The sequence below is a fragment of the Novipirellula herctigrandis genome, assembly GCA_007859835.1.
GTDB lineage: Bacteria > Planctomycetota > Planctomycetia > Pirellulales > Pirellulaceae > Novipirellula_A > Novipirellula_A herctigrandis.
This window is the reverse complement of the sequence record SJPJ01000001.1, coordinates 7,785,918-7,808,904: the sequence shown is the minus strand read 5'-3', so window position 1 is coordinate 7,808,904 and position 22,987 is coordinate 7,785,918. Positions and strand designations below refer to the sequence as shown.

Below are 22,987 nucleotides of genomic sequence, written 5' to 3'. Positions count from 1 at the left end.
ACTAGGCTTTTCTTTGGCCATCGGTTCGACGATAACTTGTGTCGTATTCCACTCACTTTCTAAACTTGATTGCCGTTCCGATGAATCGTCTTCTTTTTCCAGCTCTGCCCCTGTGTCTGATATTCGCCTCCTTGGTGTCGGCGGACGACTTGACACCACAACAGACGGCTTTGCGTTTGTCCGGCATGTTCGGCGATCGCATGGTGTTTCAACGAGAAACCGACGCACCCGTCTGGGGCAAAACGGATCCTGGCGCGACCGTGTCGGTGACTCCTTCGTGGTCGAACGAAACGTATCAAACGAATGCCGGCAGCGATGGTAAATGGCGAACCAAAATCCAAACTCCTAAAGCCGGTGGGCCGTTCCAGGTTCACGTGACCAACGGCAAAGAAACGGTGCAGCTGAAGGATGTTCTTGTTGGTGAAGTCTGGATCTGTTCCGGACAGTCCAACATGCAATGGAAAATGCGTGGTTTTGGACTCGATCATTTCAAAGAAGATGTCGTCAAAGCAAACTATCCGCAGATTCGCTTCTGCGACGTGCCGCAAATTTTGGCACTCAAAGGGCTCGACGAAGTCCAGGGGAAATGGACAACGTGTAGCCCCGAATCGGTTTTGAACTTCAGCGCGGTGGGCTACTTTTTCGGATCGCGATTGCATCAAGAATTGGATGTTCCGATCGGATTGATCTCGACCAACTGGGGCGGTTCATCAGCCGAAGCGTGGGTGAGCCCCGAGGTTCTGAAGAAAGAGTTTCCAGAATTCGACGAATGGTTCGCCAGCAATGCGAAGACGGCAAACGACGTGGGCGTTACGTTCAGGCGAGGAAAAAAGACACCAATAGGGCTGAACCAACGGAACCCCAGCGTTTTATACAACAGCATGATTCGACCACTGATCCCGTTCTCGTTTCGCGGAGTCATCTGGTATCAGGGCGAATCCAACGTCAAGCAACCAAAACAATACCGCACGCTGTTCCCTGCATTGATTCGCGACTGGCGAACGCGTTGGGGAGCCGGGGATTTTCCATTCTACTTCGTCCAGATCGCGCCGTTCGCCTATCAACAGGAACCGATCAGCGCCGCGTTTCTGCGCGAAGCTCAGATGATGACCTTGTCCGAATCGAACACTGGCATGGTTGTCACCATGGATATCGGAAACCCGACCAATATCCATCCGAAGCAGAAGAAACCCGTCGGCCAGCGGCTTGCAGATCTCGCTCTCGCTCGAGAGTACGGACGCAAAGACGTTGTGGATTCCGGCCCGCTTTTTGAGCGACATGAAGTCGACGGAGCAACCGTTCGGCTGTTCTTTGAAAACGTTGGCGGCGGATTGGCCACACAAAACGGCGCGCCCCCAAGTCACTTTGCCATCGCGGGAGCCGATCGAAAGTTCGTCGCTGCAACTGCTGTAATCAATGGGGACACGATCGAGGTTCGCAGCGATTCGGTCGCTCAACCTGTTGCCGTGCGATACGCCTTTGGAAGCGGTGACACGCCAAACTTAGCAAATAAAGAAGGGCTGCCCGCGTCATCGTTTCGCACAGATGATTGGCCAATCCAATAGTTCATCGATTGGCAAGCCGCCAATGGGCGCGAGAACAACGGGCACGAGAATAACGGGCTTGAGAAGATTGTGCCGTCGCTCTCTTTAGCGTGGTCCGCGCGGAAGGTTTTCGATCAGATGCCTGAGGATCAGCATTCGCACATGCACAAGTGAACCCGGGCCCTCGCGAAGACCGTGATCTCGGTTGGGGTACACCATGTAGTCGAACGGTTTTCCCAGTTCGATCAGGCGGTCGACCAAACCTTCGATGATCTGAATATGCGTGTTGGTTTCGCCAGAACCGGTGACGATTAACAACTTACCTTTCAAGCCTTCTGCGAAATGGATCGGTGCCGAACGCTGGTAGCCATCCGCGTTGACTTCCGGCGTTCGCATGTAAATCTCCTGGAACCATGCGTTGTACAAGTGCGGTTGCGGTTTCGGCACAACGGCGATTCCCACGTGATACAGGTCCGGCTTGCGGAACATCGCATTGAGTGTATTCGAACCGCCTCCGCTCCAGCCCCAGATTCCGACACGCGAAAGATCAACATACGGCCTCATACTGGCCAGCTTTTCGATGGCGGCCGCTTGCTCTTGTGTCGACAAAGGCCCTAGGCTTCCAAATATCGAACGTCTCCACGCCGCACCCTTGGGACACGCCGTGCCACGGTTGTCGATCGAAACGACCACGTATCCCATGTCGGCAACAACGCGATGAAAATCGATCTGAGCCGCGCCCCAACGGTCGAGAACCGTTTGCAAATAGGGTTCGCCATAGACGTAGACAAACAGCGGGTACTTTTTCGCTTCGTCGAAATCGCTGGGCTTGGTGATCGATGCGTCCATCACCACACCATCGCCGATATCGATCTGGACGAACTCGGTTGGGTTCTTGATGGTCTGTTTTGCTCTGGCGTGAAGTTCGCGGTGATCGTTCAGCACGCGAATCGTCTTGTGTTCGGGCAGTTCGATGAGATCAACAATCGGCGGTATATTCAGCGTCGAATAGGTGTGGATGGCCCATTTGGTGTCCGGAGAAAAATCGTACGAGTGAGTGCCCGGTTGATCTGCGGGGGAAATTCGTTCTAGCGTCCCCGATCCATCCAGCGGAACTCGGTGCAGATATTTTTGGGTGCCATTTTCAGGTGACGCGTAGAAGTAATACCAGCCACCGTTTTCATCCACTGCGGCGCGGTCGATGATGTCGAACTCGCCCGATGTAAGCAAGGTTTCTTGCTTGCCGTCACGCGAACAAAGCCAGGCGTGTCGCCAACCGTCTTTTTCGCTAATCAAGATGAATGCTTCGCCATCACGAATCCACGTCGCACCCGAATTGATTTGGTGGCTGCCCACCGCCCACGCTTCGTTGACTTCGCGAAAGATTCGTGTTAGCTCACCATCGGGTTTGGCGATCAGGAATTCTCGTTTGTCGCGAAATCGGCTGAATGTTTCGACCAGCAATTCATTCGACTTCGGCACCCAGTCGACTTGGCCCAAGTAAAAGCCTTCGTCGGGCGTGTCGAGCGACAACCAGCGATTCGTTTGATTTTGAACATCGATAATCCCAACTCGTAGCGATTCGATCTTACCGCCGACTCGTGCAAAACGGTGTTTCGCGACGCCTGGGTAGGACGGGTCTTTGGGAACCAACACCGAGCGCTGAGCGACGTCGGTTCGATCGATTTCGACGAACGAAACGAATTCACCGTTGGGGCTCCAACAAAGATCGCGGTACACAATGTCGCGACCATCAGCGGCTTTCAACAACGGAGTTTGTTCATCGCTTTGAACATTCCGAACAAACAAGCTTCCCTCTCGCGACTCGAGTTGCAGTTTGCCGTTTGGCGAGCGGCGTTTGCTGTGATCCTTCGCTGCTTCTGCTTTGCTGCGTTGGCCGCTGAGCACATCATAACGCCACCGGACGGGTTTTCCTGTCTGTGGGTCATTTTCTCGCATGGTGTAGGCGGAACTGTCGCGAAGCCATGTGGACTGGAATTCGGCGGCCCGAAAGTCCCCACGATCGTAGACACCTTTGAGCCGCCGAGTTGCCTCGTCCTGCCAAGTCGCCTTGCTCATCGATTGTGTGTCAAACTCTCGGCCCTCTTTGGCCTGGACGTTGTGGATCAGGATGAAGGGGCATAGGAGAGTGACCGCGATGAGGAAGCTGAGGTATTTCATGGAGTATTCGCCAAATTCAATGAGTGCACTAATGATGGAAACTTCACCAGCGAACGGACTAAAGCTTTTCGTATTCCGGCGCATCATACGTTTCACGAAGGCGATGATATTCGGCCGTCAAGGCTTCACGCGTTTGTTCGTAAGCCGGGTCCGAGTGAACGCTTTGCATCTCTTGCGGGTCGGTCTGCAGGTCGAACAGGTTCCACTGGTCGGTTTGAGGAAAGTACATCAGTTTGTGGCGATCCGTTCGCACGCCGAAATGTTGCGGAACGGCGTGTTCGCCCAATTCGTAGTACGCATAGTACAGAGACTTTCGCCAGTTACTGTTGTCGCCCGTGAGCAGCGGAACGAGCGAACGGCCCTGCACGGCGGACGGTGTTTTTAGCTTGGCCGCGTCCAAAAACGTCGGCGCGTAGTCGATGTTTTGGATCAATTCTTTCGGCTTTGAACCCGCTTTGACAACGCCGGGCCAGCGGATAACGAACGGCATTCGAAACGATTCCTCAAACATCCAGCGTTTGTCGTACCAGCCATGTTCGCCCAGAAAGAAGCCTTGGTCGGACGAATAGATCACGATCGTGTTGTCGGCCAAGTCATTCTCGTCCAGGTACTTCAACATGCGACCAACGCTTTCGTCGACGGCTTTGACCGTGCTCAAATAATTCCTCATGTAGCGACGATACTTCCAGCGGACGACGTCGCGATGCTCGAGCTTCCCTGCTTTGAAGTCGGCAAGGAACGCCTTGTTCTTCGGGCCGAAATGTGCGTCCCACTCTTGGCGTTGTTCGGGTGTCATGCGGTTGTATTCGGGCGTCCCGTAACGGTCGGGAGCGGGGAGGCTTACGTCGCCTCGTTCGTCTTTACGAATTTTTGCGTCGTACGCCCAATCAAAATGGCGATCGATTTCCATTTCGTTCTTCGCCAGTAAATCAGACCGCTTTGAATAGTCATCAAATAGCGAATCCGGTTCCGGAATTTCTACGTCATCGAACGCACCGAGGTGCCGGAGCGCGGGGGAAAACGTACGATGAGGTGCCTTGTGCTGACACATCAAAAAGAACGGTTTTGAGGTGTCTCGCGATTCCAACCATGCAACCGCTTTGTCGGTGGTCACGTCGGTTGCATAGCCTTCGAATCGCTTTCGCTTGCCATCCATCTGAAGGAAGTCGGGGTTATAGTAGCTTCCCTGGCCCGGCAGCACCTCCCAATAGTCAAAACCAACCGGATCGGATTTCAAGTGCCACTTGCCAATCACGGCGGTGGTGTAGCCGCCCGCATGGAGTTCTTTGGCGACCGTCCACTGAGTCGCGTCAAAGCTGTTGCCATTCCGCATGAAACCATTCACATGGCTATGCTTTCCGGTCAAGATCGTTGCACGCGATGGCCCGCAAATCGAATTGGCACAGAACGAATTTTGGAACACAGCCCCTTCGGCCGCAATGCGATCAATGTTCGGAGTCGGTGCGACCTGAGCGAGTCCCCCGCCGTACGCCGAAATCGATTTGATCGCGTGATCATCCGAGAACAGAAACAAGATATTCGGCCGCTCGGCTGTACTTGAGCTCCCAAAGTTGGCTGACAGAAAAGCGAGTAGAACCAAGGAAGTGCGAGGTATTTTCATGGTTTGAGAGTTCTTTCGTTCTGCAGAGGGATGCATCGGTCGCTGTCTTGCGAGACCAAAGATCTCACCTCGTGTGAGACGACTTTGTTTCGACGCATAGTGTGTTGGGGGCTGCGGGCAGTTATCGCCTTCGACGAAGGAGAAGCTCGATTGTATGTCCACATCATCGGACAGTCGAAGCCCTTCATCAATGAGCTTTGCGTCTCAGTGTATCATGTCTCACCTTTCGGCAAACGGTGCATCCTTGAATGGGGGGGGGATGCAGTGGGGACTGAAGTTGTGAATTGCTGGCGACGAACATTGGCTAGATGAAGTTGCCGAGCAAAACGGACTATGCTACACACCGTGGCCGATCGGACGACCTCGAGTCGCCCCGCATGACCTCGAGTCGCCCCGCATGACCTCGAGTCGCCCCGCATAACGACAAGCTGATCCCGAAACCGCCACCGTTTTCTTAAGATTGTTCATCCCCTTAAAATTGCCGGAAAGTTGGAACGTGATGAAACAGCTCTTCTCCTTACTTCTCTTGCTGTTCACGGCAACACCCCATGATTCTTGCAAGGCAGAAGAAAGAATCTTTGTCTCCGGTGATCGCCTAACTCTTGGGACCGAGGCGAACCGTTCGGCTTCGGTGCGAACCGCAGATATCGATGGTGATCGCGACGCGGATTTGATCGTGGCCAACGGTCGTCACTGGCCCCAGCAAAACTATGTGTTTGTGAATCAAAACCGCAGCCGATTCAATGTCGTTCGCCCCTTGGGTGTTGACCGATCGACCAGCTACGCTTGCGAGCCAGCCGACTTTGACGGGGACGGCGATGTGGATATTGCTGTCGGCAACGATAACGCACCGTGTAGAATCATGCTCAATGATGGCAACGGAGTCTTTTCGGCCGGACATGAATTTGGAAATCCGTCGAGCGTCCGAAGTCTTTCGCTCGCGGACATCGATGGTGATGGCGATATCGATATCCTGGTGACGTGTCGAAGTCAGCAGAACCGTATTTTCCTGAACGATGGTGCCGCGAATTTCCCTGACTCTACAGAGTTTGGAACTTCGGACGATTCGACGATTGCTGTCGCGGTCGCGGACATCAATGAGGATGGCCATCCCGATTTGTTGCTTGCCAATCGCGACCGGCAACCGAATACGATCTTGATTTCGAACGGTTCAGGTACTTTTCGGAAACCCACTCTCTTTGGCCCGGTAAGTCTTTCGAGCCGATCCATCGCCACAGCCGACTTCAACGCCGATGGTCACGTCGACTGGGTCGTCGGCAACGTCGACGCAGCTAATTTGATCTTCTTCGGTGACGGCAACGGTGGAGTGCTAACCCAAAAATCGTTTGGCCCAAATGACGGGAAGACCTATTGCGTGGATGTGGCCGATTTCAACAACGATGATTTACCTGATATAGTCGTGGGCAATGTGGGGCGAGCCAATGCGGTTTATTTCAATTCCAACTTGGAGACAGCGTTCGATGAAACGCACTTTGGAGCTGCTGATACGGCGACGTACGGCTTATGCACCGGCGACTTTAACGGGGATGGATTCGCCGATATTGCGGTCGCTAACTCCGATGGTTTGAATCAGGTGTTCCTCAATCAAGTGAAAAAATATCCATGATTAAAATCGTCTCGCCAACCACAGCGTGTCTCTTGGCTGCAAGTCTGTTCGCGTCCGCATTCGCTGACGAGAAGAGCGATTGGCCAGGTTTTCGAGGCCCGGGCGGGCGAGGTGTCGCTCACGATCAAGCGATCGCTCCGTCGTGGGATGCGACGGACCCGAACGACGAAGCGATTCGTTGGGAAGTCTTCGTTCCTGGACTCGGGCACGCGAGCCCAACCATCATTGGCGACAAAATTTTCCTTGCCACTGCTGTGCCAACGAGTGGCGAGGCACCGCTGAACGTCGGTCGAAATGGAAACATCGACGCGGTCGACGATGAGGGTGAGCAAACGTGGTGGGTGCTGTGTTACGAGAAAGCAACCGGTGAGGAAAAATGGCGTAGAGCTGCTTGTAAAGGCAAGCCCAAAGCGACTCGTCATGCCAAGGCGACCCATGCCAACACGACGATCGCTGCCGATGCCAATCATGTTGTCGCCTTCTTTGGTTCCGAAGGCCTTTATTGCTACGACCACGACGGCAACCTGCTTTGGCAACGTGACTTGGGCATCGTCAATGTTAGCAAGTATGGAATCGGTTGGGGCTATGCGAGCTCTCCCGCCATCCATGACGACCGCATTGTATTGGTTTGCGATGCCCCCGCGAATCCTTATGTGATAGCGATACGTCTATCGGACGGTGAAGAGCTTTGGCGAAAGTCGCGTCAAGGTGATTGCGAACGAAGTTGGGGGACCGCGCTCATTCACAAAAGCGACGATATAACGCAAGTCGTTGTTAACGGTTGGCCTTGGATTGTTTCCTACGACCTTGAAACCGGCGATGAACGATGGCGGATCGAAGGAGGTGGCGACAATCCCATCCCAACTCCATTCGTCTACCAAGATCGAATCTACATCACCAGTGCTCATGGTGGGCCGTCACCGATCTATGCGATTGCTACCACCGCCCAAGGCAACTTGAGCGAATCCGATTCAGCGGCTGAGAAAGGCGTGGTTTGGAAAGTCGACCGGGGTGGCAGCTACATGTCAACGCCTGTGGCTTGGGGCGACTACCTGTATTTTGGCAACACAAATGGTGTTGTGCGTTGCTTTCACGCGATGACCGGAGAGAAGGTTTACGAGGAACGACTCGGCAGCAGTGCTTCCATTTCCGCATCGTTGGTTGCCGCTGAGGACAAAATTTACTTTCCCTCTGAAGATGGAAAGATGTATGTCGTGCAGGCAGGTCCTCAGTTCAAAATTTTAGCCAAGAACGAAATGGGGCATCCGTGCTTCGCCACGCCAGCGATTTCGGATGGAGTCCTCTATGCCCGAACGACTGAAACTCTGATGGCGATTCAGGCCCAGCGTGAATCAACAAGCAAGACTGCGTCACAAAAACACCCCAATGTATTGTTCATCGCTGTGGATGACTTGCGGCCGTCGTTGGGATGCTATGGTGACTCCAATGCGATCACACCGAACATGGATGGCTTGGCGCTCAGAGGTGTGCAGTTTAATCGGGCTTACTGCCAAGTTGCGGTGTGTAATCCGTCAAGAGCCAGTTTGATGACTGGTCTGTGTCCGGATAACTTGGGTGTTTGGACGTTACCCATTCACTTTCGCGAGGCCAAGCCGGACGCAGTAACGATGCCTCAGTGGTTTCGCAAGTTCGGTTACACCGCCGTGAGCCACGGCAAAATCTATCACAATCCAACCCCCGACCCGCAGTCATGGAGTGAGCCAATACGCGAAATGAGATCGCTTCCTAACCCGTACCCCGAAGGGACTCGCGAGAAAGTAAAAGCGGCGATGAAGGAACTGCCTCCCAATGATTGGCGAAAAAATAACCTACGAAACCCTAGCACCGCCGCACCCGATTTGCCTGAGAACGAACTGCTCGACGGTGCTCGAACCGATATGGCAATCGAAGACTTGCGTCGCCTGGGGAAGCAACCCGAACCGTTCTTTCTCGCGATGGGGTACATTCGACCGCACCTAGCTTGGGTCGCGCCCAAAAAGTATTGGGACATGCACGATCCATCCAAGTTGCCGGTGCTGGAGGATCAACACGTGATTCCTAACACGCCGGCTTACGCACCGAGTAACAACAGTGAGTTGTCGCATTACGTTGATCTAATCGACATGCCCAAACCATGGGATGACACGGAATTGCCACTGGAAAAACGACGCCATCTGGTTCATGGATACTACGCCTGCGTTAGCTATGTGGACGCTCAAATCGGTCGGCTACTCGATGCTCTTGAGGAAGAAGGTCTCGCTGAAAACACGATCGTTGTCTTATGGAGTGATCACGGGTGGAAATTCGGTGAGAACCGCGGTTGGGGAAAGATGACGAACTATGAAATCGACGCGAGGGTGCCGTTAATCATCGCAAATCCAGAGATGAAGACAGCGGGACAGACGACCGACCAATTGGCGGAGTTGCTGGACCTTTACCCAACGCTCTGCGAACTTGCCGGGATCGACTCTCCAGACTTTGTCGATGGACGCAGCCTCGTGCCGGTTTTGAAAGACACCACAACCAAAGTGCATGACACGGCAATGAGTCAATACTACCGATACCTTGATGATCGTCAGTACATAGGCTATTCAATGCGGACAGACGACTATCGCTTTATCGAATGGCGGGACTTTGAGACTGGATCGGTGACCGATCGCGAACTTTACGATCATCGAAACGGCGACATCGAAAGCGAAAACATCGTGGAGTCGGCCCCTCAAGAACTAATCGATCGCTTGACCGAGCAATTGATCGAGTCACATCCAAGGAAGCAACTTCGAATGACACCCGCGATTCATTCGAATCCGAATTCAGGACGCTGGCACGCGGAATTAAGCTTCACCAACCAAACAGAAACGAAGCTATTGGTGTTCCCAATCACGCCCGCAGGGAGGCGAGGGCGAATCACACGAATCGAACCATCCCAAAACGCGACCCTGAACGCGCGGATTGGTGGTGTCTTCGTTGTCGAGAGTGAGGACGGTAGCATTCACGAAATTCACTCACCGTCATATCCACCACGAATCATTGTGATCGAGTAGCAAACCTGGCGATTAGCAGCATCTCGATGGACGATAGTCACCTACATTCTTAAGAATCTTCCGGAGTTCAAGGCACAAGTCAGCAAGATCGAAGCCGACTTGAAAATGGCAAGGCCGAACTCAAACAAAAACGAGACACCTTGAAACAGTCCATGGAGCAACTGAAAACACTAAAGGTCGGTACGGCCGACTACGCCAGACAAGAAGAATATATGGCGGATCTGGAATCGACATTCCGGTTGTACTGAGTTCACAAATAGAGAGAGCTGGGTGACGCCGAGGCCAAAATCGATTACGACAATTATCAGCGAATGCCTGCAGCGGTGCGGGCCATTGCGTCCCATAACAACGTCTAGCTGGTACTGCGTTTTAACAGCGAAGACATCGATTCGCAGCAAAACGATTCCGTCCTTCGTGGTGCCATGAGAAACGTCGTCTATTACGACAGCACAATTAACATGACCAACACCGCGATGCGGTTTTTGGAAGAACAGAGAAAAACGTCGCAAGTTGCAACCATTGTCAACACATCGTCGGTGTCGAATCGCTTTCCCGACTCATCCCTAGGATCAGAGCCACCTTCCAGAGTTGGCCAACGCGCGGTCGGCCTGATCGCTCGCACGTATGTTTCCGAAAAAGTCCGGATTACGTGATTGGAGAACTGGGGAGAATGGGAGATTAATACTAAACTCTGCGTCTCGCCAGCGGAATTTGCGTCTTGGCCCGTGTTCTCCTCCGCAGTGCAAAAATCTGGCCCGACGACTAGAATGCATTTCGGTTGTCTAGGAAAAATCAGACACCACTCAGAATTTAAATCGCTATCCGACGCACCGCGCGGCTTTTATCATTTCAAACCCTATCGGAAGGACTCATGCCTCATCCGCATCAACACCCCCACGCAGCCTTTGCGCCCGAGCCGGGCTACCGATACACCAAGGCTCCGCGCCGCGTGTATTGGGAGCTGACGCGGGCTTGCGGGCTTGCGTGCAAGCACTGCCGGGCCGAGGCAATCAAAGAACGCCTTCCGGACGAGCTTACCAAGGAAGAAGCCTTTAGCGTGCTGCGTGCCCTGGCTGAGGCCAAGCCGATGCCGGTGGTGGTGCTGACCGGAGGCGATCCGCTGGAGCGCCCCGATTTCTTCGAGATCATGGACTATGCGAAGTCCTTAAAGCTTCACGTTGACGTTGCGCCCAGCGTGACGCCGAAGCTGACCCGCGAGGCCGTGTTTCAGCTCAAGGAACACGGCGTGGGCGCCATGTCGCTCAGTCTCGACGGATCGAACGCCTCACGCCACGACGATCTACGTGGTATTCCTGGATGCTTTGATCGGACGATGGAGGCAGCTGCGCATATCGCCGAGGCGAAGATCCCCATGCAGGTCAACACGCTGGTCACGGCGGATACGCTCAGCGACATGCCTGCGATTCACGAGCGCGTCGGCGAAATGAAACCGAAACGCTGGAGCCTTTTTTTCTTGGTGACCACGGGGCGAGGTGAGTTGCTCCGACAGATCGAGCCCGAACAGGCCGAGGACTTGTTCCAGTGGCTGCTCGAGATGGGCCCTAAGTCGAACTTCGTGATCGCGACCACCGAAGCGCCCCAGTATCGTCGCGTGCTTGCGAAGCGGCAGGGCGGCGACGGTCCGCCACGTGTGCCCGGCGCGGGGATGCGAGATGGCAACGGCATCATGTTCATTTCCTACCGAGGCGACATTATGCCCTCTGGCTTCTTGCCGCTCAGTGCGGGATCGGTACGCGAGAGCGACCCGATCACCATCTATCGAGAGTCGGAACTGTTCACCAGTCTGCGCGACACATCGGCGCTGGGCGGTCGCTGTGGTGCCTGTGATCTGAAGGACCTGTGTGGTGGCTCGCGCGGTCGCGCCTACGCGGCTACCGGCGACCCACTGGCCGAAGATCCGCTCTGTATGTATCAGCCGCCCACGTGAGACAGACGCGAAGCCAAGACCAAGATCGCCAGGAAGCGTACCCAAGATCGACGCTTCCAATGCCCCCGGCACACAACGCTCCCGGTACACAATGCTCTCGACAAGAACTCTGGCCGAAGTCGAGTAACCACGGCCGATACCTTTAAAACGGGTGAGTTAACACGAATGGATGTGGGGGCCCTATTCTCCCCATTCAAATACGCCCGTCACTCAGCATTGGCTGCCGCGATCACCTCTGCCCAACGACCGAATTCGCGATTAATGGCTATCCAACGCGCACCTGGATCATCTGCTGAAAGGAACTTCGATCTGGTCCAATACCGAACGTGGGCACGCTGCCTGCGACCATTTGCCGCCGGTGCGTGACGGTAAAGTTTTCGAAAGAAGATGTGGTTTGTCGCGAGCGACTTGGCGGACATCTGAAGTCGTATACTCGGCGGGTGGTGTGACGGCTTTGCCTTCATGTGGTGACGTACCGGATCGATCCTTCTTGCAGTAATTTCGTTAGGCCTGTGAAATTACGATTAGCCATCAAACGCGAGTCTCTCTCGCCTATTCTTCGCTCACGAAATCCCCAAACAACAAATTGATCGGCCAATGGAACTTCCCTAGGAGTGCTGCAAATGTCTCTTTCCAGGATGTAAGGGACGCAGAGAGTACTTTTGCGCCCTCGGTTCAGATACAATAACCGTCCACATGAATACGGTATCTGGCGGGCTGGTTCCGAATGATTCGGCGAGGAGCTCTCCCAGGCCTGAGCCTAAACGAACGAGTCGTCCATGGCATCCGTTCCAACAAACCTACCTACAGGCGGGCAGCCTCTGTTTGAGCTGACCTGCTCGCGCCAGTTTCCCGAGTGGCTCCAAGAGCAGCGGATGAGCCTTGCCTTCACCACCTACCAGGCGGGCAAACTCTTTTTCGTCGGTTCGCAGATCGACACTGGTCGTCTGGCTGTTTTTGAACGAACCTTCAATCGATGTCTTGGTCTGTGGGGTGACGGTCAGACGCTTTGGATGTCGTCGCTGTATCAGATGTATCGGTTTGAGAACGTGCTGCAACCGGGGCAGCTTGCGTCCGGCAGCGACCGTTTGTACGTGCCACAAGTCAGCTACATTACCGGCGATCTGGATATCCACGACGTGGCGGTAGATGACTCGGGGCGAGTGGTGTTCGTCAACACGTTATTCAGTTGTTTGGCGACTCTAAGCGAGACACATAGTTTTAGTTCGTTGTGGAAGCCGTCCTTTATCAGCCGGCTGGCAGCCGAGGATCGCTGTCACTTGAATGGCCTAGCGTTGGAAGATGGCAAAGCAAAGTACGTCACGGCGGTCAGCCAGTCGGATGTGGCCGATGGTTGGCGCGACCGGCGGCACAACGGCGGTTGTGTGATCGATGTTGAATCCAATGAGATCATTGCCGATGGACTATCGATGCCGCATTCACCGCGGGTCTATCGAGATCGCTTGTGGTTGTTAAATTCCGGCACCGGTCACTTCGGGTTCATTGATCGCGACTCGGGAACGTTCGAGCAAGTCGCGTTCTGTCCGGGTTACTTGCGCGGGTTAGCGTTTCACGGTGACTATGCGATTGTGGGCCTCTCGAAGTCGCGAGAAAACAAGACTTTTTCGGGGCTGCAATTGGATGACAACCTGGCGTCGACCGACGCCGAAGCGAGTTGCGGACTGCACGTAATCGACTTGCGCAGCGGAGACGTTGTTCATTGGGTACGGATCGAAGGCGTGGTGACAGAGTTGTACGACGTAGTCGCCTTGGCTGATGTGAACCGTCCACAAGCACTCGGATTCAAGACCGACGAGATTCGCAGAGTGTTGAGACTAGAAAACTAGTCATACCAAGGGAAGATGCAAAATGTTTTTTCGTAGAAAGTCAAAACCAAGACTCAATCGTACAAATCGCCGCCGTCTTTTTGCCGAGCGATTGGAAGACCGACGATTGTTGACGACGATCTACGGTGTCGACGCGGGCGATCAATCAGGGTTTTCGGTCAGCAACGCGGGCGACGTTAACGGCGACGGCTTTGACGACCTGATTATCGGTGCCGAGTTTGCGGCGGCGAGCGAAAATGCAAAGTCGCGTGCAGGTGAGAGCTATGTCGTGTTTGGCACCTCCACTCCGGCGGCGACGATCGATCTGGGAAATCTCGGTGCCGGCGGGCTGACCATCTTTGGCGCCGATGCCAATGACTGGAGTGGTCGAGCTGTCAGTGGTGCTGGCGATGTCAACGGAGACGGTTTGGACGATCTGCTCGTCGGTGCACCGGGAGCCGACAAGGCTACTGGAGAGACCGGCGAAGGGGAAAGCTTTCTCATTTTCGGTTCCACGTCGTTACCGGGGACGATTGACCTAGCGAACCTAGGATCGGCCGGCGTCGTGATCCGGGGTGGCAGTGTCGGCGACGTGAGCGGGTACGCGGTCAGCAGCGCGGGTGACTTTAACGGCGACGGCTACGCCGACTTGCTGATCGGCGCACCGCTGGCTGACGGCACTGTGACCACATCCGATTCCGGCAAGGCTTACCTTGTTTATGGCGAGCCGTTGCTGCCGGGCACGATCGACCTTGATTCGCTTGGCGCGGCAGGACTACTGATCGATCTTGCGGATACCAGCGACAACAGCGGGCAATCCATCAGCAACGCGGGTGACGTCAACGGCGACGGCAGGGACGATATAATCGTCGGCGCACCGCGTAGCAACGGCGCCGCCGACGCCAGAAATCTGTCGGGCGAAAGTTATTTGATCTTTGGTTTCGATCAAAGGCGAACAACCGCGATCACGCAATCTAATCTCTCCTTCCACGGGTTGACCATTTTTGGAACGGACGCAGATGACCGAAGCGGCTCTGCGGTCAGCGGCGCAGGCGATGTCAATGGCGACGGTTTCGATGATCTGTTGATCGGGGCACCGTTTGCCGGATCGCTCTCCAACACACGTTTGCAAGCTGGGGAAAGCTACCTGATATTTGGTGGCGAGTCGTTGCCAGCTAGTATCGACCTGCAAACCCCCGGTGCGGCCGATGTCATTCTCTATGGCGACACACAAGACAATCACGGCATCGCAGTCAGCCGTGCTGGTGACCTGAACGGCGACGGCTTTGATGATCTTGTTGTCGGCGCTGACGGCGCCGACGGCGAAAGCGACAACCAACCGTCGGCTGGAGACGTGTATGTAATGTTCGGCAGCAACTCGCTGCCCGCGACCATTGATTTTTCTTTGCCGGGCGCGGCGGGGCTTTCCACCTACGGCGCGGTTAGCGGAGATCGAATTGGTTCGACACTCAGCACGGCGGAGGATTTCAATGGCGACGGCTTTGACGATCTGGTGATCGGAGCACCATTGATCAGTCCCGCGGGCGAAAGCTACTTGATTTTTGGCGGCGATCTGACCGGCACCGTCACGCACGCCGGTACGGCTGCGGCCGAAACGCTGACCGGCGACATCGCGGCCAACGTGATGATCGGCGGCAGCGGTGACGATTTGCTGTTGGGACGCGGCGGGGGTGATGTGCTACGCGGCGGCGAGGGAGATGATCGGCTCTCGATCGGCGACATGGGATTCACCCGCATCGTCGGTGGTAACGGGTTTGACACTTTGTTGTTCGAAACCTCAGGACACTCATTGGATCTGACCGACCGGTCCGACAACCGAATTCTCGGCATCGAACAGATCGATATTCGAGGGACCGGTCCGAACACATTGTCGCTGGGGCTCCAAGACGTATTGAACATCAGCGATGAAAGTAACACGTTGGTAATTCGCCGCGACGAGGACGATGCGGTGTCGATTGGCCTAGGGTGGATCCGCGGAGCGGATGAAACGATATATGACGCGACGTTTCGTGTCTTCACGCTCGATGCCGCGACCATCAAAGTTGAGTCAGATCCGATGACCATCAACCTAGCCTCGCTCCCCATTGGACAGGGCACTACGTTCTTCGGAATAAGCCCGTTCGACATTGCCTTACACGTCGGCGGCGCCGGAGACGTCAACGGAGACGGGCTTGATGACTTCTTGATTGGCGCGACTGGGGCAGGTAGATCGGGCCAGACGTACCTGGTTTATGGCACGGATTCGCCGCTAGCGCCAATGGAAGTGTCGTCTCTTGGCTTGTCCGGCGTCACGATCAACGGCATTGACACCTTTGATGATAGCGGAAGTGGAGTCAGCTTGGCGGATATCAACGGTGACGGCTTTTCGGACGTGCTGATCGGATCGCCCTTCGCAGATGGTGAGAACAACGCCTTCAGTCAAAAAGGCGAAAGCTACGTCATCTTTGGCGGCCCAGCACTGCCATCAACGATCGACCTTGCCTCACTGGGAACGGACGGAGTCACGATCTTCGGCGCTGCCAATGACGACCGGATGGGCTACGCCATCAACAACGCCGGCGACGTAAACGGCGACGGCTTTGACGACATGATTGTCGGTTCGCACACCAGGGGATCCGCATACCTTGTTTTTGGTGGGCCCAACCTGCCCGCCACGATCGATCTCGCGTCGCTCGGCTCGGCCGGTGTCACGATGCCCGGTGCACGCACCGTTGGGCAAGGGGGAGACTTCAATGGCGATGGTTTTGATGACGTGTTGGTTGCCTTGACGAGCGTCGATTTCGGCCGTGGAGCGACTTACGTGGTTTACGGTGCCGCAACGATGCCAGAGACAATCACGATGTCCTTTCTGGGGGCAAGCGGCGTCACCATCAACGGTGAATCAAGTAGCGACGGCAGCGGTACGTCCATCAGCTTCGCCGGAGACGTTAACGGCGACGGATTTGATGATCTGATCACGGGTAGCTTGCGGGGAAGAAGCCACGTTGTTTTTGGTGGTTCTTCGCTGCCCAGCATGATCAATCTGCTCACGCTCGGAACGGGCGGAGTTGAGTTTTTCGCCGTGGATTCTGAATCGCTAAGTGTCGGAGGCGCGGGAGACGTCAATGGTGACGGATTTGATGACCTGTTGGTTGGATCGCCTTCTGGCGACGGCATCGACCAATCGAAGGTTGGTTCGGGCGAAACCTACATCATTTTCGGTAGCACAGTCTTGCCGCCGGTGATCAACGCTGCTGTTTCTCTTGCCGGGATAACGATCTACGGAGTTGACTCGAGCGATTCCAGCGGCGTGACTGTTGACATTGCCGGTGATGTCAACGGCGACGGCTTCGATGATATTTTGATCGGCGCAAGCAGCGACGGAGCAAACAATGGCACCAGCGGTGCCGGCGAGAGCCACTTGGTTTTGGGCAGCGATTTTCTATCAACGGTCACGCACAAGGGTGGATCGCAGGCCGATTCACTGACCGGTGACAAGGAAACCAACGTGATGATCGGTGGACGCGGCGATGACGAATTGGTAGGCGCCGGCGGTCGCGATGTGCTGCGCGGCGGTGAGGGAGATGACATCCTGGCGGTCGGTGACCTGACGTTCGCTCGACTCGTCGGCGGCAACGGATTCGATACGCTGCGGTTGGATACGGGCGGCGTCACGCTTGATCTAACCACGTTGCCGGACAATCGAATTCTTGGCATCGAGCAGATCGACATCGTTGGAACAGGCGACAATACACTGACTTTAGACCTGCAGGAGGTTCTGAACATCAGCGACGAGTCGAACACGTTGGTGGTGAGGAAAGACGCGGACGACACGGTCAATGTCGGCGCTGGTTGGATTCAGCAGCCAGGGGAATGGATTGACGGCGGCACCTACCACGTGTTCACCCAAGGGGCCGCGATTTTAAAAATCCAAACCCCACCCATCGGGATCAACCTGACCGTCAGCCTATCTGAGGCAGCAGAGAATGAGGTGTCCGTGGTCACGGTGACGGCAACGAATGACTCCAACGTCACTGGCAATCAAACGGTGGATTTGGTTGTCACCGGAATAGGAATTAGCCCCGGTGACTTCTCCCTCTCCGCTAGCCAGATCGTGATTCTGGACGGGCAAAGCAGCGGTAGCGTGACGTTCACGGTTGTGGATGACGAGGTGGTTGAATCGCTAACGGAGACGGCGACGCTAACGATCAGCAATCCAACTTCGGGTTTGAACGTCGGAATCGCGTCGCAAAACGTGAACATCACGGACAATGACTTTCTGACTCCTGTGATCGACTCCGGCGCCGCCAGTCCGAGCAATCTGTCGCCGATTCCTTTGACCGTCGACTTCGGTGGTTCGGTCACCGGTTTCGATTTATCTGACCTGTCAGTATTGGGCGCGACAACGAGCAATCTGGTTGACTTGACCGGTGGAAGGTTTTCGTTTGATCTGACCCCGTCAGCCGACGGCGCGATCACGGTTGACATCGGGGCTGCCGCAGCGAAAGACGTTGGTGGAAAAGACACGTTGGCAGCATCCCAATTCGCAATCATCAGCGACCGCACATTGCCTACACCGACGATCACCGGTCCCGCGAGCCCAACAAGTAGCGATCCGTTTAACGTGACGATCGAATTTGGCGAATCGGTCAGCGGTTTCGTGATCGGTGACGTCACGGTTGGCGGCGGGACGGCCAGCAATTTGGTCGACGACGGCAACGGTAGCTTCACCGCGACGATTGACGCGACCGCGGACGGTTTGGTGACGGTGGATGTGGCGGCCGACGTGACAGTTGATGGTGCCGGCAATCCCAACATCGCGGCGACTCAATTTTCGATCGTTGTGGATACAACGTTGCCTACACCGATGATCACAGGTCCGGGCAGTCCAACAAGTAGCGATCCGTTTACAGTGACGATCGACTTTGGCGAATCGGTCTCCGGTTTCGTGATCGGTGACGTCACGGTCGGCGGCGGGACGGCCAGCAACTTGATCGACAACGGCAATGGTAACTTCACCGCGACGATTGACGCAGCGACGGACGGATTAGTGACAGTGGATGTGGCGGCCGATGTGGCGATTGATGACGCCAGCAATAGCAATGACGCAGCGACTCAGTTTTCGGTCGTCGTGGACACAACTGATCCTGCACCGACGATCACAGGTCCGGCCAGCCCAACAAGTAGCGACCCGTTTACCGTGACGATCGACTTTGGCGAATCGGTCAGCGGTTTCGTGATCGGTGACGTCACCGTTGGCGGCGGAACGGCCAGCAAACTGGCTGATAACGGGAATGGATCATTCACTGCTACCATCGACGCAATAGTAGACGGACTGGTAACGATCGACGTTGCTGCCAATGTCGCCGTTGATGACGTCGGCAATCCCAACATCGCGGCGAGTCAATTCTCAATCGTCGTGGACTCAAGCGTCCCAGCGCCGACGATCACCGGTCCGACAAGCCCAACCAGCAGCGATCCGTTTATCGTGACGATCGACTTTGGGGAAACGGTCACCGGGTTCGTGATCGGTGACATCACCGTTGAAGGTGGAACGGCCAGCAATTTAGTTGACAATGGAAATGGATCATTCACTGCATCGATTAATGCTACAGCAGACGGAGCGGTGACAGTGAATGTGGCGTCTAACGTCACGGTTGATGACGCTGGTAACAGTAACAATGCAGCGACTCAATTCTCGATCATTGTGGACACATTGGCGCCCGTACCAATAATCACTGGTCCGGCCGGCCCAACAAACAGCGATCCGTTTATCGTGACGATCGACTTTGGGGAAACGGTCACCGGGTTCGTGATCGGTGACATCACCGTTGGCGGCGGAACGGCCAGCAACTTGGTCGACAGTGGCAACGGTAGCTTCACTGCGACGATCGACGCGATAACGGATGGAGTGGTGACCGTGGATGTAGGGGCCAATGTTGCGGTGGATGACGCTGGTAATTCCAACGACGCGGCGAGTCAATTCGCAATCGTCGTGGACACTAATGTTCCTAAACCGACGATCACAGGTCCTGCCAGCCCAACGAGCAGCGATCCGTTTAACGTGACGATTGACTTTGGTGAAACGGTCAACAGTTTCGAGATTAGTGATGTCACCGTCCGCAGCGGAACGGCCACCAACCTAGTCGACAACGGCAACGGTAGCTTCACCGCGACGATCGACGCGACCACGGACGGTGTGGTGACAGTAAACGTTGCTGCCAACGTCGCGATTGATGACGCTGGTAATCCGAACGTTGCGGCCAGTCGGTTTTCGATCGTTGTAGATACAACCGCCCCTGCGCCGACGATCACAGGTCCGGCCAGCCCGACAAGCAGCGATCTGTTTACGGTGACAATCGAATTTGGCGAATCGGTCACCGGTTTCGTAATCGGTGACATCACGGTTGAGAGTGGTACAGCAAGCAACTTGATCGACAACGGCAACGGTAGCTTCACTGCCACGATCGACGCGACAGCAGATGGTAATGTTAGTGTCGGCGTTGCTGCCGGTGTCACCAGTGATCAGGCAGGCAACAGCAACCTGGCCGCAACTCCGGTCGTCGTTGTTGTCGACACGACACCACCCAACCCAACCGCACCCACCAATCGAATAGTCGAAGGCAACGCAGTGGGTGGGACGTCCGACACCGATGCTGCGATTCAATCGTTTTTGGTTGGCGCATCGGCAACAGACAACATCGACGCATCGGTCACGATCACGCATGACGCGCCGGCCTTTTTCCCGGTCGGCGACACGCTGGTAACGTTCACCGCCGTCGACGATGCTGGCAACAGTGCGACGGCGACGGCAACCGTGACGGTGATCGACACAACCACACCGACAATCACAGCACCGGCCGACATCACGGTCGAAGGGGACACCACCGGCGGTGCGGCGAAAGCGAATGCCGCGATTGCTGTTTTCCTGGCCGCCGCGACGGGCAGCGACATCGTCGATGATTCGCTGACGATCACCGATGACGCGCCGGCGGTCTTGCCGGTCGGCGACACGTTGGTGACGTTCACCACCGTCGACGATGCTGGCAACAGTGCGACGGCGACGGCAACCGTGACGGTGATCGACACAACCAGACCGACAATCACAGCGCCGGCCGACATCACGGTCGAAGCGAATGTCGTTGGCGGGGCCGAAGCGACTCAAGCGGCGGTCCATGCGTTCTTGACGTCGGCGGTTTCCACGGACAATGTGGATGACGCCCCCGTGATCACGCATGACGGTCCTGCAGTCTTTCCGCCGGGCGAGACGACGGTGACTTTCACAGCGACCGATGACGCTGGAAATATCACCAGTGACACCGCGACGGTGACGGTGACGGTCAGCTTCGATTTTGGCGACGCGCCGACGACTTATCCGGTGACGCGCTTGCAAGACGGTGCCAGACACCTTGCCGGATCATTGTTCCTTGGCACCGTGATTGATGTTGATGCCGATGGACAACCGGACGCGGGTGCTGCTGGCGACGACAATGCGGGGGATGCGGATGAAGACGGCGTGGTTGCGGCGGCCAGCCTTGTGGTCGACGCCAGCACGACAACGACTTCCAGCTTCCGCGTGACTGCGTCAGAAGCTGGCAAGCTGGATACATGGATCGACTTCGATGGCGACGGAATTTGGGATGTGCCTGGGGAGCAGATCTTCGACAGCTTTGATGTCGTTGCGGGAGTCAATCTGATCAGCTTTACCGTACCGGCCGGTGCGACGGCGGGTGATACAGCGGCTCGTTTCCGGCTCAGCCGCGACGGCAATTTGGAACCGACCGGTGAAGCAGCCGACGGTGAAGTCGAAGACTACATCGTTTCGATTCTGGACGGCAATGTGGCGGGCGGCGCCAGTGCGATCATCGACTTGGCGGGTGACTCGATGATGATGGTCCAAATGGGCGATTTGGTTGTCCGCGCCGGCGACACGGAAATCTTTCGTGCGCGGACAGACAACGTGGGGACCTTGAACTTGTCCGGTGGAGCGTCCGTTGAATCGGTGACGATCGATACTTCCAGCGGACTTGCCGAAGCGGCGCACGTCACTCTTGACGGTGGCGACGGTGCCGATTCGCTAGTAGTGATCGGCGACGGCGGCGAGATTGATCTGATGGGATCGACGGTCAGGGCAGTGAACTTTGAAATGTTGGACCTCTCTTTCGCCGACAAGAACGTTGTCAGGCTTGATGCAGCGTCCGTTGCCGCACTTTCGCCTGATGCGCGACGAATCCGCATCATCACAAGCAAAGGTGACAAGGTTGATATCAGCGACGCAGACGATTGGCGTATGTCAGATCCTGTACGTGAGAATGGCAAATTCTATTTGACGGCGGCCAATGTGAATGGCGGTGGCGAGACGATCGAGGTTCAGCATGTGCATGTATGGCACAACTTCCTTCGGCCTGGCGACGTCAACAACGACGGCAACGTCACGGCGATCGATGCGCTGCGTGTCATCAACGAATTGACGCAGCGTGATTTCTCGGATGGCAACACGCAGAAGTTGTCTGAGGCGATCGAGGTGAACGGGTGGCCAAATGCTTACCTTGATCTAAACGCCGATGGCCGGGCGACGGCGCTCGATGCATTGCTCGTTATCAACGACTTGGTGCTGCAGAAGATTGCCGGAGAATCGGGAGAAGGCGAGGTGGCGGCATCGCTCATCAAGCCAGTTCGAGAGCATGAAAGCCATGAGCGGGAGAAACAAAATGAATACACGTTGTTCGAATTAGAGACACCGGTGGAAACGCCGACCGGTACAGTAATGGTCACTGACACCCTACCCGTTTCTCAAATCGTACCGCTCGCTGACGTTGCACGCGAAACGAGTAAATCAACGGAAGCAGTTGATCGACTGTTGTCGGATGATTCGTTTCTTGATGGGCTCAATATGTGACTACAATTTTCCGCAGCGGACGATCACCACAATGCCTGGATCGGGCAAATCTCGTCAACACCCAACATTGTCGGCCCCTGCGCCAGCCTTCCACATTTGGCTTAACACCGAGAAAAACGGTGCAACCAATCGCGGGACGACTGCGATCGGTTTTCACGCCAAATGTTAATCCCAGTCTCTCTGTACACGAAGGCAACTCGCAGTGAAGCAAAGGCTTGTGGGAATTCATGCCGCTTTGGGGCACACGTCCAATGGACGGCGAGACTCGAACCGTAGCTGCGGCAGCTTCACGTGTTT

At 55.6% G+C, this 22,987-nt stretch carries 8 protein-coding genes; 6 read left to right on the top strand and 2 right to left on the bottom strand.

What is annotated here, in order from left to right:
* Nucleotides 1-80 precede the first annotated feature (80 nt).
* A complete protein-coding gene (locus CA13_RS28375) occupies nt 81-1,565 on the top strand; it encodes a sialate O-acetylesterase (protein WP_146402429.1) in 1,485 nt (494 codons plus the stop codon).
* 84 nt (nt 1,566-1,649) lie between these two features.
* Here CA13_RS28375 and CA13_RS28370 read toward each other — a convergent pair whose 3' ends face one another.
* Together CA13_RS28370 and CA13_RS28365 are read right to left on the bottom strand one after the other, a co-directional pair.
* Nucleotides 1,650-3,725, bottom strand: a complete 2,076-nt coding sequence (locus CA13_RS28370) for a S9 family peptidase (protein WP_146402427.1) — start codon at nt 3,723-3,725, stop codon at nt 1,650-1,652.
* A 58-nt stretch (nt 3,726-3,783) separates the two neighbouring features.
* Nucleotides 3,784-5,346, bottom strand: a complete 1,563-nt coding sequence (locus tag CA13_RS28365; protein WP_146402426.1) for a sulfatase family protein — start codon at nt 5,344-5,346, stop codon at nt 3,784-3,786.
* Between the two features lie 499 nt (nt 5,347-5,845).
* On the opposite strand from CA13_RS28365, the gene CA13_RS28360 reads away from it, so the two are divergent.
* From CA13_RS28360 to CA13_RS28340, 5 genes are all read left to right on the top strand, one after another.
* The gene (locus CA13_RS28360; protein ID WP_146402424.1) at nt 5,846-6,973 is read left to right on the top strand and encodes an FG-GAP repeat domain-containing protein; all 1,128 of its coding nucleotides are present in this window, start codon (nt 5,846-5,848) and stop codon (nt 6,971-6,973) included.
* Complete coding sequence (locus CA13_RS35775) at nt 6,970-10,017, top strand: sulfatase-like hydrolase/transferase (RefSeq protein ID WP_419194939.1); 3,048 nt, start codon at nt 6,970-6,972, stop codon at nt 10,015-10,017. Before CA13_RS28360 ends, CA13_RS35775 begins: the two co-directional genes overlap by 4 nt.
* 871 nt (nt 10,018-10,888) lie before the next feature.
* Nucleotides 10,889-11,965 carry a radical SAM protein gene (locus tag CA13_RS28350; RefSeq protein ID WP_146402422.1) on the top strand — a complete coding sequence of 359 codons (1,077 nt, stop codon included), beginning with the start codon at nt 10,889-10,891 and terminating at the stop codon, nt 11,963-11,965.
* Nucleotides 11,966-12,744: 779 nt separating this feature from the next.
* A complete protein-coding gene (locus CA13_RS28345) occupies nt 12,745-13,812 on the top strand; it encodes a TIGR03032 family protein (RefSeq protein ID WP_146402421.1) in 1,068 nt (355 codons plus the stop codon).
* Nucleotides 13,813-13,834: 22 nt separating this feature from the next.
* On the top strand, nt 13,835-22,690 hold the full coding sequence (locus CA13_RS28340; RefSeq protein ID WP_146402419.1) for an Ig-like domain-containing protein: 8,856 nt from the start codon (nt 13,835-13,837) through the stop codon (nt 22,688-22,690).
* Nucleotides 22,691-22,987 lie beyond the last annotated feature (297 nt).

Excerpts from the sequence above, each read along its gene's own strand:
- CA13_RS28375 (WP_146402429.1), top strand. The coding sequence starts at position 81 with ATGAATCGTCTTCTTTTTCCAGCTCTGCCCCTGTGTCTGATATTCGCC.
- CA13_RS28370 (WP_146402427.1), bottom strand. The coding sequence starts at position 3,725 with ATGAAATACCTCAGCTTCCTCATCGCGGTCACTCTCCTATGCCCCTTC.
- CA13_RS28365 (WP_146402426.1), bottom strand. The coding sequence starts at position 5,346 with ATGAAAATACCTCGCACTTCCTTGGTTCTACTCGCTTTTCTGTCAGCC.
- CA13_RS28360 (WP_146402424.1), top strand. The coding sequence starts at position 5,846 with ATGAAACAGCTCTTCTCCTTACTTCTCTTGCTGTTCACGGCAACACCC.
- CA13_RS35775 (WP_419194939.1), top strand. The coding sequence starts at position 6,970 with ATGATTAAAATCGTCTCGCCAACCACAGCGTGTCTCTTGGCTGCAAGT.
- CA13_RS28350 (WP_146402422.1), top strand. The coding sequence starts at position 10,889 with ATGCCTCATCCGCATCAACACCCCCACGCAGCCTTTGCGCCCGAGCCG.
- CA13_RS28345 (WP_146402421.1), top strand. The coding sequence starts at position 12,745 with ATGGCATCCGTTCCAACAAACCTACCTACAGGCGGGCAGCCTCTGTTT.
- CA13_RS28340 (WP_146402419.1), top strand. The coding sequence starts at position 13,835 with ATGTTTTTTCGTAGAAAGTCAAAACCAAGACTCAATCGTACAAATCGC.